Raw genomic sequence first — 21,781 nt, 5'->3', positions numbered from 1 at the left:
ACTGGCCCGGCCACCGCTACTGATCCACCGAACGACTGCGTAGAAGCAGATGCGCCGGGGCAGGCCGCATCACAAGATCTCCGACAGAGCCGAATCGGCTGACCGTCGACACACCCCCGCACCGGCGGGGACCACTCGCGACTGGGCTCGGCGCCAACTGCATCGTGCGGTTCACCCCTGCACCGGCGGGGACGACGAACTGGTGGCGGGCCATCAGGCGGCGATCCTTGGTTCGCCCCCGCGTCGGCGGGGACAACTCGGAAGCACACCTCTCCTCCTGCACCGGCGGGGACGACCGTGAGGTCAGCAGCCTTGCCGGTTGCTGGCCCGGTTCACCCCCGCGTCGGCGGGGACGACTGCCTCCGCCCACCAATCCTGCGGCGGGTGCTCGGTTCACCTCGGCGTCGGCGGGGACCACACCACCGCGCACATCGCGTTCATGGACGAGATCGGTTCACCCCCGCACCGACGGGGACCACTAGTTGACGAGCTCGGACCCGTCTGACTTGGACGGTTCACCCCCGCACCGGCGGGAACCACCAGATCGTGCTCTCGACCGGCAGAAGCGCCTCCGGTTCACCCCTCACCGGCGGGGACCACGAGACGCAGATCCGGGAGACGTACGAGGCGGTCGGTTCACCCCCGCACCGGCGGGGACCACCGGACGATTGTGTCAAGTGCGGTCACCGTCGCCGATTCACCCCCGCACCGGCGGGGAGCACGGGGTGTGCCCGAACTAGACGGGCAAACCGTCCGGTTCACCCCCGCACCGGCGGGGAGCACACTCCGTGACCTGCAGCCTAGCGCCCGCAGTCCGCGATGCGCGGGAGCATGGCGAGGGTGGGGGCGGCGAGGCGTCTGCGGGCGTCGCCGCCCTTGTTGTGGTGTGGGCTCACGTGCGGGGTGCGGGGGCGAGGCTGAGCAGGCCGGCGCCGTAGGACTTGGCTCGTCCGATGCCGGTCAGCACGGCGTGGGTGAGGATTTCGGGGTCAGTGATGGTGGCGGTGCCGTCGTAGCGCACGAGGTGGTGCCGTGCGCTGGCCCGGGAGCGTGTGGGGGCGAGCGGGGTGGCCAGGACGGTTTGCAGGTGCAGCCCGGCTTCGGTGGCACGGCGGGTCCACCATTGGTCGGCTTCCTGGCCGGTGAGCGGGATGCGTGAACCGCGCTGTTCTTTGCGCTCCAGCGGCAGGCGTTCGATTTTGACCGGGTTGACGACGATGCGGTAGCGGACCATTCGGTCCTTGGTCAGGGCGCCGAACATGGGGGTGAGGTCCTTGAGTTCGGTGTGGCCGTAGCCGTCGGGCAGGCGAGTGGGGTCGAGGGTGGCGGCCTGGACGAGGAGTGTGCTGGTGGTGTCGGTTTCGTCGAGGCGGTAGAGGAGCCCGGCTGTTTGGCGGGGGGTGTCGCCGAGGCCGTCGGGGACGAGGCGCATCAGGGTGCGGTGCATCTCGGTGGCGTCGTGCAGGTCGCGTTGGACGGCGCGGTTGTGCGGGTTGAGGCGGATCCGGGCGAGCGCCGCGCTCATGCAGACACCTCTTTCATGGCGTAGTCGATCAGTTGCTGGTTCAGGGTGTGGGGGCTGGCCGCGAGGTGGGCGGGCAGGTGTTCCACGGTGCGGTAGATGTGGCGGCGGTCGTGGCCGCGTCCGTGCGGGGAGAAGTTGCGGGGCATGTCGTACAGGGTGAGGGTGTCGGCGCCAGCGGTCTGGTGCGCTGGTGGGTGCTCCCACAGGAAAGTGACCGGGATGCTGTCCTCGCGGGGTGCGGGTCTGGTGGTGTCCGGGCTGAGCGGCACGTGGTGCATCAGGTCGTCGACCGGGTCGGCTGCCTGGGTGCGCAGGAGCAGTGGTTCGTCGGGGACGCAGGAGCGGCGGCCCAGGTAGGGGGACCAGTGCGGCTGGTGCAGCGCGTCGGCAATGCGGGTGAGGGTGTCGTGGGGGCCGGTGACGGCGATGCCGAAGACGGCGTCGGCCAGGTAGTGGCGGCGGGTGATGACGGCGGCGCCCTTGTTGCTGCCGCCGCTGGTGGCGGCTGTCTTTTCCTTGGGCTGGCCGCCGCCGACGGTGTGGTAGTCGACGAGCCGGGTGCCGGGCCGGTCGACGCGGACGGTGAATTCCAGGGCTCGGTAGTGCTCCAGGGCAGCGGTGTCGTGCCGGTGGATGCCTTCGGCGGCGGCGAACATGCCGGTGAGCGCGGAGCGGGTGGGGAAGGGGGCGGTGTCGCGGTCGGGGGTGAAGGCCGAGCGCTCTCCCCAGGACTGCAGGGGTCCGGCCAGCCGCAGCAGCAGGCCGCTCACGCCGTGCCTCCGGCGGTGGGCAGGGCCGCGTCCAGCGCCGCGTCGATCAGGTCGTAAAAGGAGTCGTGGGCCGCGCCCAGGGGGGTGAGGTCAACGGCGTCGTCGCTCACGGCGGCATGGCCGTGGAAGGGCCGGTTGCGGTTGCCGGTGAGGCGGTTGAGCTGGTGGGCGTGGGTGGCCAGAGCCTGGCGGGAGGCACGGGCGAAGCCGCCATCGCTGTCCTTGACCGGTGTTCGAAGGCGGCAGCCAGGGAGAGGGGGCGCTGGGCGCGTACGGCGAGGTAGGCGAGGTCGGGGACGGTGTGAGGGGCGGTGCTGTTCTTCTTCGCCTGGGGCAGGGAGAGCAGGAAGTGCTCGGCGAAGGAGCCCAGCACAGTACGGGCCGCCTTGTCATCGCCGTCGAGGTTGGCGAGCAGGTCGGTGATGTTGACGGTGGCGTAGCGGTAGAAGACGCCGGCGCTGAACTCGCTGGTGTCCAGGTGGCCACTGCCGGTGTCGGCGTCGCCGAGCCAGTCGTCGACGGCGGTGAAGTAGTCGCGTTGCGGCTCGGCGGCGTGAGTGGTGAAGGCGTGGGCGACCTGGGCGGCCCCGTCGACGTTGGCGCCGGGCAGTTCGGCGAGCATCCGCCCGAGCAGGCTGATGGACGCGGTGCGCCGCTTGAGGATCTCCTCGATGCGCTGCACCGGCAGGATCTGTCCGGGCTTCTTCTTGCCGAGATTCTGTTCCAGGCCCTCGCGGTGCTCGACGCAGACCGCGACCAGTTCTTCCAGGCCGCTTTCGGGCAGGAACAGCAGGACCGACGTGTGGCCCCCCTGCTCGGTGCCGATGCCCTTCTTGCCCGCGCTGGCGGCGACTTGGGTGCCGGCGAACTCGGCCAGATCGGCCGGCCAGCCCTGTTGTTCGAGGGCCTTGCGGACCTTGACCGGGACCAGCCGGGTGCGGGCGGCCTTCTCCCCCAGGTCCTGCTCAACCCCGTGGCGGATCACCCGCTTCCACGACTGGCTGGAGACCCGGATGCGGGAGGTGTGTCCGTAGCGGACGGTCTTGGGTGAGCCGAGATCGTCACGGTTGAGGTTGGCAGCCGGAACGGACTGGAGGGCGCTCAGGTCCAGGTACAGGGCGGTCATGCGGGGGTCTCCTCGTGCAGCTCGGGGGTGTCGGTCAAGGCGGCGGCAGTGCCGGGGGCGTCGGCGGCGTCGGTGTGGAGGGTGCGGAAGTAGCTCTCCAGCCAGCGGGTCGCGATGCGGTCGCGGTCGCGGTCCCACCACGTGAGGTCCTCCAGCAGCACCGCCCAGTCGAGGGCGATGCCGCCGGACAGCAGATGCCGGGTCATGGCGGGCAGCCGCATGTGCAGGGCATCACTGCTCTGGCGGCTGTACAGGTGCAGGTCGCCCTCGGCCGAATCGGCCTTGATGATCTGGGCGTTGACCGCGGCGGCCAGGCTGGCGCCGAGATTGGGCCGCCCGTACCACTCCTGTGGGGTGGCGGTGGCCTCGGCGCGTTCGGTGTCGGCGGTGCGGGCCGAGCGTGGGCGGGCTGCAATCAGTGCGGCGACCGCGTAGTGGGCTCGCTTGCTATCGCGGTGCATCCGTTCCGGCAGGCGTCGTACGAGGTGGCGGTGGAGGTAGTTGCAGCGCTCGACGGGCCGGCCCAGTCCGGTGCGCAGGTCGGACCGGGTCCGCTTGTTCTCGCACAGCGCCAGGACGTGGGCGACGAACGCTTCGGAAGGCCGCTGCGCGGCGGCCCGCGGTGGCGGCACCGCGGGTGTGGGTGTGGCAGTCACAACTCAGTCCCTGAAGAGGAGGGTGGGTGGGGGCGGTTACGCGGCCTTGCGTAGGAGGGCGCGTACGGCCGAGCGGGCGCGGGTGCGGGCGCGGGCCACCCGGATGTCGGCCCGGTTGGCCGGGCCGATGGCGTCGTCCAGAGCCGTCAGGGCCGCGTTCACCAGGGGTGGCAGCGGCGGGGTGTCGCACCGGTCGGGGACGGCCATCTGCCAGAACTCGCGCTCGGACGCGGGCCAGTAACGTCCCAGGGCCGCCTCGGCCCACGGGCCGGGCTTCTTCCGGTCGAGTTTGACGGTGGGGGCCGAAGCGGAGCCGGCGTCGGTGGCGAGTCTCCAGGCCAGGCGGGCGGCGTAGTCCAGGCGGGAGCCGACCTCTTCCGCGGCCTGGTGGCATCGGGCCAGATGGCGGGCCATGCGCGGATCGGCCTCCTCCTGCCATTGCAGGACGGGCGGGGTGGTGGCCTCGAACCAGGTCGTGTCCTTTTGCTGGCCGTCCTGATGGAATCCATAGGCCCGTACCGAGAGCCGGGAGCGCAGGTGCGGCGGCAGGTCGTTCAGGCCGGAGGGCCTGAGTACCTGGTGGCCGCTGTCCTTGAGCAGCAGGGCGTCCAGGTCCCGCCACAGGGCCCGGGCCCCGTCCGCCTCACGGACGTTGAGTTGCCCCTCCTTGCCGCGGTCGAGGATGGTGTACGGGTCGCGGGCGACGAGCCGGGGCGCGTGGGTGGACCAGGTGATGTAGGCGTCGCTCACCTGTGTGCGGTCCGCGGACGGCACCAGCAGCACCGCGTGCCGGAAGCGCCCGGTCAGCAGCCGTCCCGGCCAGGTCGGCTCCGCGGCCTCGGCAAGGGGGTCCGGCAGCTCGGCCGACTCCCAGGGGCATGCATCGTGCGCGTCTGACTCCAGGCCCTGATCCGGCACCGGCACCGCCAGGACCAGGCTGGTGAACAGATCCGCAGCCCACGCGTGGTAGGAGACCGCTTTGCGCAACGGGCCGGCGTCGCCGTTGCCGGGCTTGACGGTGGTGATGCGGCGGGGGGTGCACTGCCCGGACGGCCCGTAGTACAGCTGGGCGATCAGGTGCCAGGCCGCTTCGGCCGCTGGCACCGCGCGCGGCTCACCGTCCGTGAAGTGCCCGAACAGCACCGCCCCGTTGACCCCGGTGGGCCTGCCGAAGACGAGCTTGTTCACCCCCGAGGGGTTGGGATGCCCATTCGCGTCGACGCACTGCTGGGCCAGGCGCGCATCCTGCAGGAACGGCCGTATCGGATCGAACAGATCGAGGTGTCCCGCGGGCACCTCCTCGTCGAGATAGGCATCCACCGCCTGGGCGTCGAACCGGCCGTCGGCCATAACCTGGTCGCGCACCTCGAGCCACATACCGATGTCGTCCGCCGCGTCCTCGTCGTCCAGGCGTACGCCGTCGTGGTCGCGGGCGATGCGTGCGGTCATCGCCGCGAGGATGCGCAGCAGCCCGGACGCGGCCGGCGGTACGGGCAGCTCTAAGTCCGCGATCTCGTGGGCCCGGTGGAACAGTTCGCGCAGTCCGCACCGCGTGGATGAGCCGGTCGCCCATCGGACCGGAATCCACGCCTCGTCGCACAGGTCGAACCCGTCGGCCATGCTCCCCTCCCTCGTTGTTGTTCGCCCTCTCCTCAGGGCATGCCAAGGCCCCGTGCCTCACACGTGTTGTGATGAGCGAAGCCGTGAGCACAGTGAAGCAGGCAGCACTGACAACGCCGCCCACACATGCAATGTGTCGAACTCACATACAAGGAAAGGGAGTTGGGGCTGCTGGGCCTTCACGTCGCGGCTTGCGTCCAGCGGGTTGGCGAGGGGCGTAATCGGGACGTCATTGCCGCACGAGCCCCAAGTCGGGGTCCAGATACAGGGTTTTGCCGCCTACCGGCACCGGCTTCACCCGGCCGCCGGCGACCGGTTGCCGCAGGACGACGAGATCGCCGAGCAACGGGTGCTCCGCCCACCCGTCCGGGACCCGGTGGGCGTCCAGCTCGCCTTTGAACCAGTCGGCGTTGACCGGGATGGTGCGCGCCATCACTGCCCGCACCTCCGCCGCCGTCAGGTTGCCGTTCAGGCCCGGCAGCCGCCAACTGCCCTCCGCGTCCAGGGTGGTGACGTTCTCGGTGTGTGCGTAGAGGCACAGCAGACGTACTGCGTCGGCGCCGAGCCGGGTCGCCGCTTCCCAGTCCTCCTCCGCACCATGCAGATGGTGCAGCATGTGCAGTCCCCGCACGCTGCGCGGGCGGGGGATGACGAGGACGTCTCCGACACTGCGCTCGGCGATCTCCTTGCCCCGGTAGGCGGTGTAGGCCGCCGACTTCGCCGGCTCGTCCCAAGCGAAGCGGTCCGCGCGGTCGCCGTGCACCTCTTCCACCAGTCCCTGTACGTCCTGCGGAATCGCCAGTGGCTGCGTGCCCCGCCGGGCCAGCACCTCGGAGGTCGTATGCAGGAGGAATTCCGCATACACCTCGCCCCACTGGACCGGCACGCCGCGGCCCGCGGCCAGCGGATCCAGCACGATCAACTGGGGCTGCGCCGCCCAGGCAGGCCGCTCGCGGCCCTGCGGCCGGCCGTGTTTCGCCCACCAGGTCTCGTGCCGCCAGCAGCGGCCCGCCCGTTGCAGCAACAGGGCCAGCGGGGCCAGGTCACTGATGACCACATCCGCGTCGAGGTCGAGCGACTGCTCGACGACCTGGGTGGCGACCACGATCCGCCGGGATGGCCGCGGCCCGTGCCGCCCCAGCCCGGCAGTGACCGCGTGAGTGCGTCGTTCGCGATCATCTCCGGGGAACCGGGCGTGCAGCAACTGCACCCCGCCGTGCTCGTGTGAAGGCAGTAGCTCGGCCAGACTCAGGTAGGTCTGCTGGGCCTCCGCGACGGTGTTGCAGACCACCAGTGCGCAGCCGCCCGCCCCGTTGATCACCGGCTCCAGCAGCCGCCGGATGACCGCCAGCCGGCTCCGCTTTCCCCCGCCGTCTGCGTGCACTACCGGCTCGACCCGTACCGCGAGCTTCATGGGCCGCTCGGCGGCTTGCTCCTGTTGCCGCCCCGACGACATCCGGGTGCAGGCGCCGTCGGCCGCGTCCACGTACAGCCATCCCGGATACGGGGCGTTGAACGTGCGGTCCTTCAGCTGTGACCTGTTGTGTCCCGTCCCTCTCAGGTACTCCTTGATCAGCCGGTCGCTGACCGAGGCGGGCAGCGTGGCTGACAGCAGGATTACCGGCACCCCGTAAGCGCCCAGCCAGTTCAGCAGTCTGCCCAACAGCACTTGCATGTAGGGGTCGTAGGCGTGTGCCTCATCCAGGATGAACGTCTTGCCGGACAGCGCCAGCAGGCGCAGCGCATTGTGCCGCACCGGCAGCACGCCCAGCAGCGCCTGGTCCACCGTGCCGACCGCGAACTGGGCCAGCAGCGCGCGCTTGGCACCGCGCAGCCAGCGCCGCGGCCGCATGTCCGCCTCGCGCCGCAACGGCCCGTCCGCGCCGTCCTCCTCCTCGTCCCCCTCGCACGTCAGAACCCTCAGCCCGCCCGCCTCGTCCTCCGCGTAGGCGCTGTTCAGCCAGGCCATGCTGTGGGTCAGCGTGAGCCCGGCCTCCGGCCCCGCCTGCCGGGCCACCACGCCGGTCACCCGCCCGTACATCTGGTCACTGGTCGCCATGGTCGGCAACAGAAACGCGAACCCGCGCGTGCCGAACCGCCCGGACAGTACCCGTTCCGCCTCCAGCGCGGCCTCGCTCTTGCCATCCCCCGGCGCCGCCGTCACCAGCAAAATGCCGCCCCGCCGCCTCCCGGCCGGGTCATCCGGCGCGCTCAGGGCGGTGGCGAGTTCCTCCGCCACCGACCGCTGCAGCGGATTCGGCTCTCCCGTGATGCCGTACGCCTCGGCGAAGCCCTTCCGCTCCAACTCCATGGGCAGCAACCCCGCCTCGCGCACCAGACCCTCGGCGTCCGCACACGATCGATGAAAATGCGCCGCCAGGGACACACCCGACTCCCGCTGCCGACCGCGCAAATAGGTCTCCTGGCTGACCAGCCAGTCCGCCAGGATCACGACACCGGTCACCAGGACCGCCGCCGGCGCCTCCACCCGCTCGGGCGGCACCGGGCGACCCAGCACCTCGAACACGGCGCCGGCATGAGCGGCCCGCTGCCTCGCCCATGCCGGACCCCCCAGCAGATCCATGTTCGCCGGGTGCAGTCCCACGCACTCATGGAAGCGGCCATGGTGTCCCCCGATGATCTCCCCGACCCGCCGCAGGACCCCGTTCACCGAAGTGTCGCCCTCCCGGAGCCCGAGAGCAGCCAGGACCTCAGCGGCGGCGTGCATCCCGGCGACTTCGTGCCGGATGCGCTCGACCCCGATACGGCCCCGATTGTTGGAGAGAGCGTCACTCAGCTGTTCACGGGCCCGGGCATCGCACAGTTGAAAGCCCGACAGTTTTCCCACGTCGTGCAGCCCGGCGCACATAGCGGTCCACAGTCGCGCGCGGCCAGGGTCACCCGGCATCCCCAACCCGGCCGCAATACAACGCCGTTGGCCATCGGACAGGTAGCGGTCCCACAGGAACAGCGCCACGGCCGCGGCATCCAGCAGATGCCGCACCAACGGGTACGGGCCGAACGCCGGATCCAGACCCCGTGCCTTCCCCCACGCCGACTCATCCACCTCTACAGACGGACCGATCACCGTGACTCCTTCCCCCGCGCCAACCGCATCTCCGCCCTCTGACACAACCACACGCCACTGACACCCCCGCGGCAGACCAGAAGGTGGGTTCGTCCTTGGCCCTCGGCGCTGGGCCGACCGGCACCGTCGCGCGGCCCTGTCCCGGCCACACTCAAGGTGCCTGGTGAACGCCCGGCCGGGCATCAACCGCAAGAGCGCACGGGCCGACCGCAAGCCCATTCCAGCCGCCGTGTCTCATTCCAGCCTGCGCGACACCCGGAGGCTGCGCCGTCCATTGCGATTCTTCGCCGTCCCGGGAAACCGGGTGTCCCGGCAAGACGACCATGCAGTGACGGCAGTCGTCGGCGCCTCGGCGCGTCGGCTCCGAGCAACACTGGTCATTCACACGGAACCCGTGGCAGAGCGATCATCCGCCGAGCGGCGGGTATCCGACACCGGCGGCCGCTTGGATCACGACAGCCGACTCGCGCGCCATGCCCGCATCAGGCGCCGACGGTGCGCAGGCGCCCCGCAGCAGACGGCCATTCCCGCCACCACCGTTTCGGGCAAGTGGGCGCGGCAATATAGCGGCGGATCCCCGGTTTGCGAAACCGGGGATCCGCCGCATCCTTGTAGATCCACCGCCAATCCCCATCCGCCGGCCGAAGGGCACCACCACGACGACAGCCCACAACTTCAACCGCGCTTCCTGGCCACCCACGACCGGGACCACCGCCCTCTACGCCGCGGCGTAGCTGAGGCGAAACAGGTCCTGCGCCCGCTCCAGGTCCCGCTCCGTACGCAGCTGCACCTCCAGGTCACCCGTGCCGTGGTGACCAAGCCCCGTCACGTCCCGGGTGAACCCGGGCATGAGGTCGACCTCCTTCGGGTCAGCCTTGAGGTAGACGAGAAGCTTGGTCTGCTGCGGCGGGCAGACGCAGGCGAAGTTCCGCAGCCGCTGGTACGCCGCGTACTGCTTGCGCTGGACCCGGGTGACGCCGTCCCCGAGACCAAGCAGGACATCGTCGACCGCCTCGGCCAGCTCCGCCAGCGCACCGCTCTGCCGGCGGGCAGCCGACAGCCCGGCCGTGCGCCGGCGGACCCGCTTGGCCGCGGCCGAGTGCCCGGTGACGGATGCCACCGTCTCAAGGCCGATGTGGTCGTTGCCGAAGAACCGGTAGCGGACCAGGTCGATACTGCGCCGGTGCTCGCGTACGGCGTGCGCGTCGTAGCGGGTGAAGTCGCCAGCGACACAGATCAGCCGGGGTGCGCTCCAGAGGATCTGGGACGCGGCCGATGCCCCGAATCGGTCGCGGACCAGGTTCCGGAAGGCGTCCTTGTGTGCCATGAGCCACGCCATGTAGTACAAGCCCTGGTTGATCACGCCGGCATCCGTGCCGCGCTTGTATTCGACGACCACGGGTGCCAAATTCTCGTCGACTCCCAGTGAGTCGATCCGCCCGCCATCGACGCAGTCGATGACGTACTCGCTCGCCAGGAACCGCACCCCCAGCATCGTCTCCATGTGCGCCTCGATGAGGTCCTGCACGTCCGCCTCGACCTCGGCAAGACGCGGCGCGACCTCCGTCACTCCGCTACTCGTCGTGTGGAACAGCTTCAGGCCCGACACCTTCCCCTCCTCGGCTCAGAGATCATCAACGCCGGGGAGGTGCAGGTTTGTTTCCACAAGGGGCTTCGGAGGCGTGAAGCTAGCGTGAGACGCTACGTACGACCCGGCCGGAGAACGCACGCGTCCCCCAGTTGCCGAGACTCTACGGTTCCCCCATGTGTCCCCCGCGCCCCGAGGGACAGCGCGAGGAAGCTGCGTTTTCACAGGTCAGCCCCCGTAGCTCAGTGGATAGAGCAGGCGCCTTCTAATACTCCAGCTGTAGATCGCGATCTTGTTGGTCGGGTGCCTGGTCCCGTACCGGACTGATCCCCGCCTCGATTGGTCCGGTCCGATGCGCTTGCTGTCTCAGCTGGACTGGTCATTGGAGGGGCTGGTGGCGCTGTCCATGCCGTAGAAGTGGCCTTGGTCGCACAGGGCGTCGATCTCGGCGTTGTCTTCCTCGCTCAGTTGTGCATCCAGCGCGGCGCTGATGACGCGTCGGGCGCGGGCCAGTCGCCGAGCGACATCCCAGTCGGCGATGAATGTGCCCACGGTGTGCTCGTCGGCGGTTCCGGATGCCTGGCGGGATCCGAGTCGGTCGAGTGAAACGACGAACTCGTTCAGGTCCTGCAGTACTGCGACGACCTCGCTGAGGGGCATGCGGATCTCTCGGGAGGACATGTCCATCAGCCGATTCAACTCCAGAGCTGGTGCTCGGACCAGATCCTGACCTTGCTCGTCGGTGCTGGTCCGGGAACGGGTGCGGCCACCGCTGATCATCGGTGTGTGAAGACAGAAGATCAGGCGGTGGCCGCATGCCAAAGCATAGATCCTGCCCGCTGGCACAAAGCGTTCGAGGTCCTGATGGGCCGTATCGCGGGACGGTTCGTCCGGGTGGAACCCCGCCGCCGGGCACGGGCGTTCGTGCTCGGACTGTTGTCGGACCTGCCGCGCAAGAACTGCTGGACACTCGCCGAGCAGGCCGGCGACGCGAACCCGTACGGACTGCAACACCTGCTGTCGAGGGCCAAGTGGGATGCAGACGCGGTACGCGATGACATCCGCGGCTACGTCGTCGAGCACCTGCACCACGAGGACGCTGTGCTGGTCGTGGATGAGACCGGCGACCTGAAGAAGGGCACCGGCACGGTGGGGGTGCAGCGGCAATACACCGGCACTGCCGGGCGCATCGAGAACTCCCAGGTCGCCGTCTACCTTGCCTACTCGACTCCGCTCGGACACGCGGCGATAGACCGGGAGTTGTATGTCCCGCGTTCGTGGACCGAGGACACGGCCCGCTGCCGGGCCGCCGGGATACCCGACAACGTCGCCTTCGCCACCAAGCCCGCCCTCGCAGTCCGTATGATCACGCGCGCGCTGGACGTCGGTGTCCCTGCATCCTGGGTGGCCGGCGACGAGGTCTACGGAGCCAACCCGCACCTGCGCACCGCCCTGGAGAAACGGCAGGTCGGCTACGTACTCGCCGTCGCCCGTGACCACCAGATCACCACCCACGCGGGCACGTTCCGCGCCGACGCCCTGATCAAGAAGCTGCCGCGGAGAGCCTGGCAGAAACTCTCCGCCGGCGCCGGAGCCAAGGGGCACCGCTTCTACGACTGGGCCCTGGTCGACCTCGCTGACGACCGGCCTGGCCACCACCAGTTGCTCGTCCGCCGCAACCGGCGCACCGGCGAACTCGCCTTCTACCGCTGCTACTCAGCCGCACAAGCGCCGCTGTCCACCCTGGTGCGCGTCGCCGGCCGAAGATGGACCGTCGAGGAGACCTTCCAGTCCGGCAAGGGCCTGACCGGACTCGACCAACACCAGGTCAGACGTTGGACGTCCTGGCACCGCTGGGTCACCCTCGCGATGCTCGCCCACGCCTTCCTCACCGTCGTCCGCGCCGACGAACACGCCCGCCACCCGAAGCCGGACGGACTGATACCCCTCAGCTGCAACGAGATCCAGCGCCTGTTCATCGCGCTCGTCGTCCGGCCCGTCCACGGCACGGCCCACCGGCTCGACTGGTCCCACCGGCGACGCCGTCACCAGGCTCGATCCCAGGCCAGCCACTATCAGCGACAAGCCACCCAGACATGAAGATCGCGATCTACAGCTGGAGTACTAGCTGGCCGCGCGACAGCGCACACGCGCAAGGCTCGTGACGCACGTCCTGTGGGCGAGCACACTGCGACCAAGTCGCCTCGGAGGGAGCGGGCATGGGTGCGGACTGGTGGGCTCGGGGGATAGCCATAGGTGCTGCCCTTGCCGCTGCTTCCAACGTCGGCTACACAGCGGCTACTTATCGGAGAAACCGTCCACGCGTGGCGGTCGAGGCGACCTACGCCGAGCTAGGCACGGATATCAACCTCCATGTAAAGCTTCTCAACAAGGGGTCTGTGGCACTTCCCCTGGATCAAGTTGGGCTGATTTGGCTCGAAATATCGACGTTCCCGCCGCGTAAGACCTGGTATGGCAAACCGGTGACCAAGCATCCGATGCCTCGGACCGACATGCCCCTAGAGGTAGAGGAGCGGCATGTGAAACTGCTCCCCGCCTTCAGTGCTGTCGAGTGGAGTTTCGCCATTCCCCTAGATCACGAGACCTACGACTGGCTCCGGGAGCTCGACGAAAACGGAGAGCAGGCATACATGCGCGTTCGTGTTCCGCTGCCGCACCTTCCCTTCACCGAAGCGCTTGCTAGCAATGTGATGAAGGGCCCGGCCATGTGGCTACTGATCCGCCCTCATCCGGAAGTCGATATTGAAGACGAGGCTGAGCCTGAGCCAGCGTTCGAGCCGGAGCTATGGGATCAGGAAGCGGATGAGCGTGGGGAGAGCCCGCAGTAGCCTCCGCACGGCCGCTAAAGCCGTGAAAGGGCCTAAGGCTCTCCTACGAGTGCGGAGCGTGTGAGTGAGGGCTCAATCGCGCGGCTTTCACGGCTCCTTCGCAGGTCAGAACGACGGTCAAGCATGTCATGAGCATGCTCTCTGGAGCCGTGCGCATACCGGCTACGCACCAGACGCACGCACACCAGGACGACATTCTCGGACGACGAACACATTGTGGCCTCGTGGCTCCACGATCAGCCCTGCTACCGGAGGACCGGATGAAAGAGAATTCGTTGCCGCTGCAACAGCGTTGACGAACTCCACGAAGGTGCGGGTTTCCTGTTGCGTCTGCTGAGCTCTGTGGATTTTGCCTAACTTCCGAGCGAGGACCACCGCACCGACCGGGTAGTACAGCACGCTGGCGGCTGTACTCCACTTGCTGCGCAAGACGCGTATGTCACTGGAGCCGGCCACCATGTGGTCAACGGCTTCTCGGGCACAGCGATAGCTTTCGGTCAGCCAGTGCGCCGCATCCTCTCGCCTGTTCAGCAACAGACTTACTTGGCCAAGATACATCTGCACAACAGCCCGGCTCTGAGGTGAGTCTGCTAATCCGTACGCATCGAAAGAGCGCTCCCACGCCTGTTGGAGTATCGCCGCGTATCGAGGATCAGCAGGACCGGTACGTTGGGCCTCGCGCAGTAGCAGCTGAGCAGTTCGCAGCGGACCGTCAAGAAGGCGCGTGGCCTTTTCGTCGATGGACTTCAGCATGGTCGACTGTACTTCCTCGACATCGACCAAAGCCGTAATCAATTTCATAATTGCATCGCCAGGCAACCCGGCCGTACTAAGTCCCAGTACGACAGTGGCGCTGCCAATTGCTATCCACCTATTCAGATCACTTTCCGCGCTCGAATCGTTCGCGTCGCCGGAAGACAATTCACTGGCACGTTGCTGGTACCAGCGAACGAAGCCTACAAGTCGGGCATCAACCGCCTCCCCGCCTCGACTCAGTTGCTCGTCGACGCTGTCCCAGATACGACGATCAGCCGGATCATTCTGAGCCATAGCGAACACCCCCGATGACCGAGAAGCGTAGCCCTCTTCGCTAGATCTGTGTGCGGAATGGCAAGATTTAATCTGCCTCTAGCTGCGCTATACGGGAGACCTTAGAGGTCCCAGACATCTAAAGATGACGCTCCCTTCCAGAAGCGCCTCCCACGCCTCGTTCTTTTCTTTACGTCAAGGCCTCTGTGACAAGTAGCGTTCGGTTGGTTGGCTGTGGCTAAGCGAGAACAGTCCGGTCGACATCAACGAGATCAACGTCCGGGAGCCGCCCGGTCCGGAAGCTGTAGCCACCTCGACACGCCCACGCCGGATGATCCTCCCGGACCCTGACATGAGAGTTGCCGGTCGAGCCGAGGCCGGTGCGGCCGCAGCGGTCCAGGAGGAGGCCAACCGGAAGGGCTCCCTCCGACAAATGCGTGGCTAAGCTAGGCGTCCAGGGCAGACAGCGTCGGCGAACACGCAGGTCAGCGGGCTACATGATCGAGAGCGCCCACCTCTCTTCTAAACGCCTGCTCTATCCAGACGCCACGAGGAAGAACTCTGGCCACCTGAAGGCGACGGTGCCCCGTCATGCATCGGCAACGCGTACGGGATGGGAGGCTTCTCGACCCTGGCGAGCTGAACCATCCATGCCCTGGAAGGCCGCAGCGTCAGGCGCGGGCGGTACACAACCTGCAAACGGGCAGAGTGCGATGCATATGGGGTGCGCGGGCGAAGGAGCGGCTGAACCGCCCGAAGCCCGTGAAGTATCCGGCGAGCACTCGCCCAGCGGCCGTACATCGTGTCGCGGAACGGTCGCCTGTGCCCTACGTCTCAAGAAGGCCGTTTACCTCTGTGGCGGTGGCAACCCTAACGCCATCCCCCTCGGCCCGATCCACGAAGAACTGCGCCGCTTACGGAAGGGGTTTCGAGGAGAGCTCGGCCATCAGTGCCACCATGCCAGTGGTCGCCCAAGTCGGTCTCAATACTGGGCAGCCGGAAATGCTCAGCTCCAGCATAGGAGTGCCGCACTTCACGGACCTAACAACGGCTAACACAATGAGCCGAGTTGTCGGTGGGTGATGAGGCAGCAGGCGAGTTTGAGGAATGCTTCGTGCATGTCGGCTCTCCTTTCCCACCGGATCCGCAGACGTCGGAAGCCGTGCAGCCACGCGAAACTCCTCTCCACGACCCACCGGTAGGTGCCCAGTCCGGTGCCATGAAGGGTGCCGCGTCGGGCGATGGCGGGCACGATGCCGCGGGCGCGGACCTGGTCGCGGTAGATGTCGTGGTCGTAGCCCCGGTCGGCGAACAGCGAATCCGGCTTGCGGCGGGGTCGGCCGACCCGGCCGCGGACGGGCGGGATCGCGTCGAGCAGCGGTAAGAGTTGGGTGACGTCGTTGCGGTTGCCCCCGGTCAGCAGGACTGCGAGCGGGGTGCCGCGCCCGTCGGTGATCAGGTGGTGTTTCGAGCCGGCCCGACCGCGGTCGACCGGTGACGGGCCCGTGTGCTGCCCCCTTTTAACGCCCTGACGTGGGAGGAGTCGACCACGCACCGGGACCAGTCGAGCCGCGAGGCCGCGTTCAACTCGGCCAGCAGGACCTCGCGCAGCCGCTGCCACACGCCAGCCTCGTTCCAGTCCCGCAACCGACGCCAACACGTCATGCCCGACCCGAACCCCAACTCCTGCGGCAGGTACTCCCACTGGATCCCGGTGTGCAGCACGTACAAGATCCCGCACAGCACGTCTCGGTCCGGCAATGCCTTACGACCGGGATACCGGAACCTGCGCTCACGCTGCGGCAGCAACGGCTCCAGACGGTCCCACAACTCGTCCGACACGATCCACGGCGACGTCCCCACACCAGACTGAACGCTCAACTCCCGCCCCAGACACGGCAGCCAGGACCGATCCACCTCTTTGTGTTAGCCGCTATAAGCGGTTCGAGCCTCTTTATGAGCTCAATGACGACACGATTGCACAGATCTCTATAAGCAGAAAAATGATGCTCTCTCCATCTCCCTGTTAAAGGAGTCTCGCGCCAACTCGGCGCGAGACTCCCACGTGTTCAAGCATTCGGAGGGAATTCTTGGATGCGGCTGGCGCTCTCGCGAGCGATTGGAGTGCACCCATCCACCTGACAAAACATTCCCTCAGCCCAGACAGAAGAACAGCGCTATGAGCTCATAACACGATCTTGTTGAGGTGTCCTGGTTGGGCGTGACCGATGTGACGATTCGGCCGTTCGGGAGGGTGTGAGTGCTCGGCCGTGGATCGTGGATGACGACTTGTGGATGCTGATCGAGCCGCTGTTGCCCCCGTGGCCGGAGAAGTCGCCGGGGCCGCAGCCGGTGGCGGACCGGCTGTGTCTGCAGGGCATCCTGTACGTGCTCCACAACGACATAGCCTGGCAACTCCTGCCGCTGGAGCTGGGGTTCGGCTCCGGGCAGACCTGCTGGCGACGCCTGGAGCGGTGGCAGCAGGCCGGAGTCTTCGACCAGCTGCACCGCATCCTGATCGCCGAACTCAACGCGGCCGGCGAACTCGACTGGTCCCGCGCATGCGTGGACGGCTCCCACATCCGCGCGAAAAAGGGGGAACCGACACTGGTCCGTCGCCGGTCGACCGGCGGAAGACGGGCAGCAAACACCACCTGATCTGCGACGGACGTGGCACCCCGCTCAAGGTCATCACCACCGCGGCCAACGTCAACGACGTCACCCAGACCCTGGCCCTCGTCGACGGCATCCCGCCCGTGGCCGGACGGCCCGGCCGACCGCGGCGCCGCCCCGACTCGCTGCTCGGCGACAAGGGCTACGACTCCAACCCCAACCGGCGTGAAATGCGCAAACGCCGGATCCTGCCGGTCATCTCCCGCAAGGGCACCCCGAACATCAAGGGCCTCGGCAAACTCCGCTACGTCGTCGAGCAGACCTTCGCCCTGCTCCACCAGTTCAGGCGTCTCGCCGTCCGCTGGGAACGCCGAACCGAACTCCACGACGCCTTCGTCTCGTTGGCCTGCAGCCTCATCTGCTGGAGACGCCTCAAGAAGCACCGATCATGATCGCGTCACGGGGACTACAACTCACGCCATTCGCCCAGAGGCCCGGCCGCCCGCGTCTGCGTGAAGTCGTGCACCAGCTCCCACGCCCGATCGATATCCAGGACAAAGTCGCCGGTGAACACGGCGAGGTCGTCCATAATCGGGACTTCGACCTCGGCACCCGAGGGCACGGTGCCGTCCCCTACGAGCAGAGACATCCGCTCGGTGTCACTCATCAAGTGGACGACCGCGTGTTTGTCTCGGAAGGCCAGGATCAGCACGGGGAACTCCCTGTTCGGCGACCGAACCTCAAGGTACCCCTGGCCGCAGGAACGCAGGTCGTTGAAGCGATCTGACAGATCCTTCACCTCTGAACGACGCTCAACCGGATGGAACAGTCCCGATTCCAGCGACGTCGCCGCCCACACCACGCTCATCCAGCCCCTCTTCCCCACACAGGCCGCCCCCACGATTCAGGGCCACGCTCCCACGCTCCACCACGACAGGGCTACTGGCACTGGACCGCATGATCGTGTTACGAGCTCTATGCGGAAAGGTCCCAAACAGTCACGGTGAGCTTCATGGAATGCCCGCCAGGTGCAGCTGATGTGATCCGAACAAAGGCGGTGCGGCCCTCGGTGGTCTGAACGCAGAACCGTGCATGCTGCGGCGGGTTCTGCAGCATGGGATCGCCGTTGCGGCGCAGCGCCTCGGCGCACTCCGCCTCGGTCGGATCAGCGCCGTTTCCGGAGAGCAGCGCAATCGTCGCCGCCAACTGAGGCCCCCCGTGGAAATTTGTGGAGCCGGCCGTCCCGCCTCCGTCAGCGATGGCCGTCAGGTCGCCGCCTCGGAGATCGTCGCCAACCAGTGGCTTGCTGGAGTCAAGGTCGATGTCGACACCGTAGGAGCTGGTCTGGAACTGGACGGCGCCAGGCCCGAACAGTACGCGGGACTTGGGCTTCTTCGGACCAGGACTGTCGGCCTGATCTGACGAATCGGACGCGCCAGGAGAGGCCGACGGTGCCCCCGCCACGGCAGGCGGCTTCTCATCGGCAGCAGATCCGTGCCGGTTGCCGACGAACAGCGTTGCGGCGATACCGGCGAGCGGAACGATGATGCCCACGACCCACCAGGCCCAACGAGGTTGCACCGCCGGGCTCGCGCCTGGCCCCGTCCCCGTTCCTGGAGCGGTTGAACCACTGCCGCTGCTGTTCGTCACAACTCCCCCACTGCATCACTGAGATCACACGTCCGAGCACACTATGACGGACTCTGTCGCTGCGTGATCAGTTCCAGACCTGAGCCAGTCAAACTTACGAGTCGATCATCCCTGTCGACACACTGCCCCGTTCCGCAGCGCGGGCAGCGCCGGCTGCGAGCGCCGCCGAACCGTGCAGGTGCTCCTCCAGCGAATGCCGACTGCCCGACACGGCACTGCGGCTGTGCGCGTACAACTGGTCTGCGGCCACAGACACGCCCCCACGACGAAGCTCATTGCCTACTCGAACCTTGCGGATCGGAAACATATAGGCGGCCACTGACATCAGCTGGCGACGATCACGCAGAAGTCCTAGCCGACGCCAGGCACGGCCAGCGAGCCCCTACTGACCCCGCTTCTGGCCACGGCCGACGCGAACAGAAGGAGCTCTGACGTGAATTTCCTCCCGCCCGACTACCCAGCCTCCCCGCGCATCGACCACTCCAGGCCGGCCGATAACAGCAAAGCATCCGCCCGGATTCTGCACTATTCCTCACCATCCAGTCATCAACCGAGCCTCGGGACCGATCGACTCCGGGATGAGGCACGCCCGGTCTCAACACCGGCGGGCGCCAAGGCCCCGCCCACCTCAACGCGGCGATAAACCAAGCGCCTTTGAGCCATGGGTTTTGCGCCAGTCGCAGGCATTCGTGCCCGTACGCCGCCATAGCGGCCATGCCGAGTGGGAACGGTCATCCGGGAGAGCGACACGCCTGCCATCGACGGATCGGCTCTTGCCGCATCCAGGAATAGCGCAAAAGTTCGAATTCCGGGTGAATGTCAGTGCCGCGTCCTAGCTTGAAGTCACAACGCCAGACAGGGAATTGGGGGAAGACCTGGTGATCTTTGAAGAGCCATCCGCAGTCTACGAAAGCATCACGTCGCGGATGCGGGCCCTGGCTGTGATCCATCCGCTGCTGGTCCTGGACACCAGCAAGGCCAAGAAGGAGCGCGGGTGGGATCGGTACTTCATGGCCGAGTTGGCCTTGGCCGCGATCGATGTCGTGACACTGCGCACGGACATGCGGACGGCTGTGCGGCAGGAGGCGGTCGTGGAGCACGTAGCCGAGTTCGCCGCATTGCAGCTGCCGGGGCGGACGGGCGAGGAGTACCGGGCGGTCGCGCGCTGGGTGACCGAGAGGCTGATCAATACCGAGGAACGCGACCGCGCGTTTCGTCACGAGATCGGCTACGTGACGGACACGGGTTTCGAGACGCGCGAGGCGTCCTTCCAGATCCTCAAGGAAGTCCCCGATCAGGTGGGGCAGGCCGCTCTCATCGCCACGGACGCGGCAATCACGGTGCTGGTGCACGCGATCGATGTCGATATCGCCTCGGAACAGATCGCCGCCGAAGCCAAGTTGGAGGCTCTTCTCAAACGCGCCCGTATCAGCGAGGCGTGGCAGATTGCGCACAGCGCACGGATCCAGAGCATCCGGTACGCCAAGGACATCCATGGGCGCATCGAAGCAATGAAACGCAATGTACGGGCTGTGGACTGGGACGCGGAGGTCAAAGACACGGTCGACGAGGCGTTGGAACATGTTCGCAGCAGGTCCGCGGCTGAGACACAGCTCAAGGAACGCGTCAACCAGCTCCTGGAAGCCACCGACGACGAACGCAAACGCAGGCAGCTGGAGGACCTTGGGGCACTCATTCACGGGTGCTGGCAACGTCATTCCGTGCTGATCGACATGCTGATGAAGGTCGGCCCCGAGTTCCGGCGCCAGCAAGACCGCCAGGTGTTCGTGGCACCAGCGATCCACACCCGTGTGCACCTGCATGAGCAGCTTCTTCAACCGGCCCTGGAACTCTCACTCGACGCCTGCCTGGGGCCATTGGAGGCATTCACCCGCGCCGTCTTGGGCCCGGTGCGGCCTCGTGTGATGTATCTGCCCGACTTCTTCGAGGGGCTGGCCAAGGTCACCGAACACAACGGCGAGGAGCTGGTTCCGGTTCAGAGCGAGCACGACTGGTCCGAGATCGAGGACTCGTCCGCGTTCAGCGACGAGCAACACCGTGCCGTGGACACATTGTTGGAGGCCGTCACAGATCAGGGCGTCCGGCTCTCCACCCTGCTGGAGACGACACGTCATCCCGGCATGGCGACCGGCACGGATTTCCGCACCGATGAGCTGCTCGCCAGCCGCGTGCAGCAGCTGTTCCGACTGATTCCGGTGCGTCAACTCGCCGGTGGGGAAGCCGCCGTGGTGGCTGTGGACGACGGCACCGCTTTGGACGACGAACGCTTCGGCGGCAGCGACTTTCTCCTGATCCGCACCAGCGGGACCGCTATGACGGCACAACCGCAGACAAGCTCGCCCCCGCCCACTGTTCCCGCGCCTCGCCGCCCGGAAGGCCCGGGTGCCCGTCCACTTGATCAGGAGAGCGCATGAACCATCACGAGGATGCTGCCGAGGCCGCCAGGATGGTCGCCTTTGCCATGGCCCGCGGCAAGGCGCCCGCCCGCTCGGGCGACTACGCCCGGCTCGTCCAACGCTTCGATACCGAACCGGAGTTTGCCCAGCTCGTTCGGAAGGTCGCTCAGGGCTTCGACTTGACGGTGCTGGAAGTCCATCACATGCCGGGCCTGGTCCTGGGCACCACGCCCGAGACCGACTTCGCGGTGTCCGTCTCCGAACTCGTCCCGCAGACCTCCGATCGCCCGCTGTACCTGCTGGCCCAGCTCACCATCGCCGCCCTGGCCTTCCCCCGTCCCGAGGACCTCGACGATGACGAGTACATCGGCCGGATCTCGGTCAAGCAGGTCGATGAAGAGGTCCGGGCCGTGGCCGCCACCATCGAACGACGCCTGGCGCAGACCGACGGTGACGTTGATCCGCCCTCCGATCAGCCCGGACTGGAGGGCCTCTGGCGGGCCTACCTGCGCCGCAACGCCACGGGCAAGACACAGACGGACAAGACCCCCCGGGCTACAACCCGAGCCCTGGTGCGCAAGGCATTCACGCACCTGACCGAGCACGGCTTCGTACGCAAGGTCAGCGACGAGGACGCCGGCACCTACGTCACCAACGTCAAATACCGGCTGCAGATCCGCGACCAGGCCGCCGGCGACATGCTGCAGGAACTAGCAGCACTGGGCATCGCCGTCCTCCCCACCGGCGGCACGACGGCCCCCGACCGGCCAACCTCAGGCACCGACCTGCCACCGGCCGATGCCATGCCGGTGACCGACCTGTTCAGCTGACCGCTTTCTCCAAGGACGTC

At 67.3% G+C, this 21,781-nt stretch carries 17 protein-coding genes; 5 read left to right on the top strand and 12 right to left on the bottom strand.

The genetic code is table 11. The features are described 5' to 3' along the window. Window positions 1-892 precede the first annotated feature (892 nt). The 8 genes from cas6e to ACFY10_RS53035 all read right to left on the bottom strand — a co-directional run bounded on the left by cas6e (window position 893) and on the right by ACFY10_RS53035 (window position 11,153). Window positions 893-1,525 (bottom strand): type I-E CRISPR-associated protein Cas6/Cse3/CasE, encoded by a 633-nt coding sequence (gene cas6e, locus ACFY10_RS53070; RefSeq protein ID WP_390672633.1) that lies wholly within the window; start codon window positions 1,523-1,525, stop codon window positions 893-895. Beyond that, complete coding sequence (gene cas5e / locus ACFY10_RS53065; RefSeq protein ID WP_390672632.1) at window positions 1,522-2,295, bottom strand: type I-E CRISPR-associated protein Cas5/CasD; 774 nt, start codon at window positions 2,293-2,295, stop codon at window positions 1,522-1,524. Before cas5e ends, cas6e begins: the two co-directional genes overlap by 4 nt. Before the next feature lie 106 nt (window positions 2,296-2,401). Then, entirely contained in the window at window positions 2,402-3,421 is a 1,020-nt protein-coding gene (cas7e, locus tag ACFY10_RS53060; protein WP_390672631.1) for a type I-E CRISPR-associated protein Cas7/Cse4/CasC, read from the bottom strand. Further along, entirely contained in the window at window positions 3,418-4,077 is a 660-nt protein-coding gene (casB, locus tag ACFY10_RS53055) for a type I-E CRISPR-associated protein Cse2/CasB (protein WP_390672630.1), read from the bottom strand. Before casB ends, cas7e begins: the two co-directional genes overlap by 4 nt. Window positions 4,078-4,113: 36 nt before the next feature. Continuing rightward, complete coding sequence (casA, locus tag ACFY10_RS53050) at window positions 4,114-5,697, bottom strand: type I-E CRISPR-associated protein Cse1/CasA (RefSeq protein ID WP_390672629.1); 1,584 nt, start codon at window positions 5,695-5,697, stop codon at window positions 4,114-4,116. Between the two features lie 229 nt (window positions 5,698-5,926). Next, entirely contained in the window at window positions 5,927-8,785 is a 2,859-nt protein-coding gene (cas3, locus tag ACFY10_RS53045) for a CRISPR-associated helicase Cas3' (protein ID WP_390672628.1), read from the bottom strand. 718 nt (window positions 8,786-9,503) lie between these two features. Beyond that, the gene (locus tag ACFY10_RS53040; protein WP_390672627.1) at window positions 9,504-10,394 is read right to left on the bottom strand and encodes a DUF5655 domain-containing protein; all 891 of its coding nucleotides are present in this window, start codon (window positions 10,392-10,394) and stop codon (window positions 9,504-9,506) included. A gap of 345 nt (window positions 10,395-10,739) precedes the next feature. Further along, complete coding sequence (locus tag ACFY10_RS53035; protein WP_390672626.1) at window positions 10,740-11,153, bottom strand: hypothetical protein; 414 nt, start codon at window positions 11,151-11,153, stop codon at window positions 10,740-10,742. Window positions 11,154-11,237: 84 nt separating this feature from the next. Here ACFY10_RS53035 and ACFY10_RS53030 point away from each other — a divergent pair, with 84 nt between their 5' ends. Together ACFY10_RS53030 and ACFY10_RS53025 are read left to right on the top strand one after the other, a co-directional pair. Then, complete coding sequence (locus tag ACFY10_RS53030; protein WP_390672637.1) at window positions 11,238-12,473, top strand: IS701 family transposase; 1,236 nt, start codon at window positions 11,238-11,240, stop codon at window positions 12,471-12,473. 224 nt (window positions 12,474-12,697) lie between these two features. Then, window positions 12,698-13,222, top strand: a complete 525-nt coding sequence (locus ACFY10_RS53025; protein WP_390672625.1) for a hypothetical protein — start codon at window positions 12,698-12,700, stop codon at window positions 13,220-13,222. A 162-nt stretch (window positions 13,223-13,384) separates the two neighbouring features. Here ACFY10_RS53025 and ACFY10_RS53020 read toward each other — a convergent pair whose 3' ends face one another. Together ACFY10_RS53020 and ACFY10_RS53015 are read right to left on the bottom strand one after the other, a co-directional pair. Next, a complete protein-coding gene (locus ACFY10_RS53020) occupies window positions 13,385-14,272 on the bottom strand; it encodes a hypothetical protein (RefSeq protein ID WP_390672624.1) in 888 nt (295 codons plus the stop codon). Between the two features lie 1,030 nt (window positions 14,273-15,302). Then, window positions 15,303-16,153, bottom strand: a protein-coding gene (locus ACFY10_RS53015; protein WP_390672636.1) for an IS5 family transposase whose coding sequence is annotated in 2 segments (ribosomal slippage) — window positions 15,303-15,788 and window positions 15,791-16,153 — 849 coding nt in all. Because the reading frame shifts where the segments join, the coding sequence is not laid out codon by codon here. A gap of 393 nt (window positions 16,154-16,546) precedes the next feature. Here ACFY10_RS53015 and ACFY10_RS53010 point away from each other — a divergent pair. Continuing rightward, window positions 16,547-17,316, top strand: a protein-coding gene (locus ACFY10_RS53010) for an IS5 family transposase (protein ID WP_390672635.1) whose coding sequence is annotated in 2 segments (ribosomal slippage) — window positions 16,547-16,825 and window positions 16,828-17,316 — 768 coding nt in all. Because the reading frame shifts where the segments join, the coding sequence is not laid out codon by codon here. A 14-nt stretch (window positions 17,317-17,330) separates the two neighbouring features. On the opposite strand, the gene ACFY10_RS53005 is transcribed toward ACFY10_RS53010, so the two are convergent. Together ACFY10_RS53005 and ACFY10_RS53000 are read right to left on the bottom strand one after the other, a co-directional pair. Further along, window positions 17,331-17,732: a hypothetical protein gene (locus tag ACFY10_RS53005; protein WP_390672623.1), complete on the bottom strand. Its 402-nt coding sequence runs from the start codon at window positions 17,730-17,732 to the stop codon at window positions 17,331-17,333. Window positions 17,733-17,839: 107 nt separating this feature from the next. Continuing rightward, window positions 17,840-18,418, bottom strand: coding sequence for a hypothetical protein (locus ACFY10_RS53000; protein WP_390672621.1), 579 nt, complete (start codon window positions 18,416-18,418; stop codon window positions 17,840-17,842). A gap of 974 nt (window positions 18,419-19,392) precedes the next feature. On the opposite strand from ACFY10_RS53000, the gene ACFY10_RS52995 reads away from it, so the two are divergent. Both ACFY10_RS52995 and ACFY10_RS52990 read left to right on the top strand, forming a co-directional pair. Beyond that, window positions 19,393-20,949 (top strand): hypothetical protein, encoded by a 1,557-nt coding sequence (locus ACFY10_RS52995; RefSeq protein WP_390672620.1) that lies wholly within the window; start codon window positions 19,393-19,395, stop codon window positions 20,947-20,949. Next, window positions 20,946-21,761 carry a hypothetical protein gene (locus ACFY10_RS52990; RefSeq protein ID WP_390672619.1) on the top strand — a complete coding sequence of 272 codons (816 nt, stop codon included), beginning with the start codon at window positions 20,946-20,948 and terminating at the stop codon, window positions 21,759-21,761. The genes ACFY10_RS52995 and ACFY10_RS52990 overlap by 4 nt, the downstream gene beginning before the upstream one ends. Window positions 21,762-21,781 lie beyond the last annotated feature (20 nt).

It is taken from the genome of Streptomyces sp. NPDC001401 (assembly GCF_042895385.1).
Taxonomy (GTDB): Bacteria; Actinomycetota; Actinomycetes; order Streptomycetales; family Streptomycetaceae; genus Streptomyces.
Note: the sequence above shows the minus strand (reverse complement) of the source record. Positions and strands in the feature narration are given on the sequence as shown.

Coding starts and splice junctions, on each gene's coding strand:
- cas6e (WP_390672633.1), bottom strand. CDS start 1,525: ATGAGCGCGGCGCTCGCCCGGATCCGCCTCAACCCGCACAACCGCGCC.
- cas7e (WP_390672631.1), bottom strand. CDS start 3,421: ATGACCGCCCTGTACCTGGACCTGAGCGCCCTCCAGTCCGTTCCGGCT.
- casA (WP_390672629.1), bottom strand. CDS start 5,697: ATGGCCGACGGGTTCGACCTGTGCGACGAGGCGTGGATTCCGGTCCGA.
- ACFY10_RS53035 (WP_390672626.1), bottom strand. CDS start 11,153: ATGATCAGCGGTGGCCGCACCCGTTCCCGGACCAGCACCGACGAGCAA.
- ACFY10_RS53030 (WP_390672637.1), top strand. CDS start 11,238: ATGGGCCGTATCGCGGGACGGTTCGTCCGGGTGGAACCCCGCCGCCGG.
- ACFY10_RS53020 (WP_390672624.1), bottom strand. CDS start 14,272: ATGGCTCAGAATGATCCGGCTGATCGTCGTATCTGGGACAGCGTCGAC.
- ACFY10_RS53005 (WP_390672623.1), bottom strand. CDS start 17,732: ATGAGCGTGGTGTGGGCGGCGACGTCGCTGGAATCGGGACTGTTCCAT.
- ACFY10_RS52990 (WP_390672619.1), top strand. CDS start 20,946: ATGAACCATCACGAGGATGCTGCCGAGGCCGCCAGGATGGTCGCCTTT.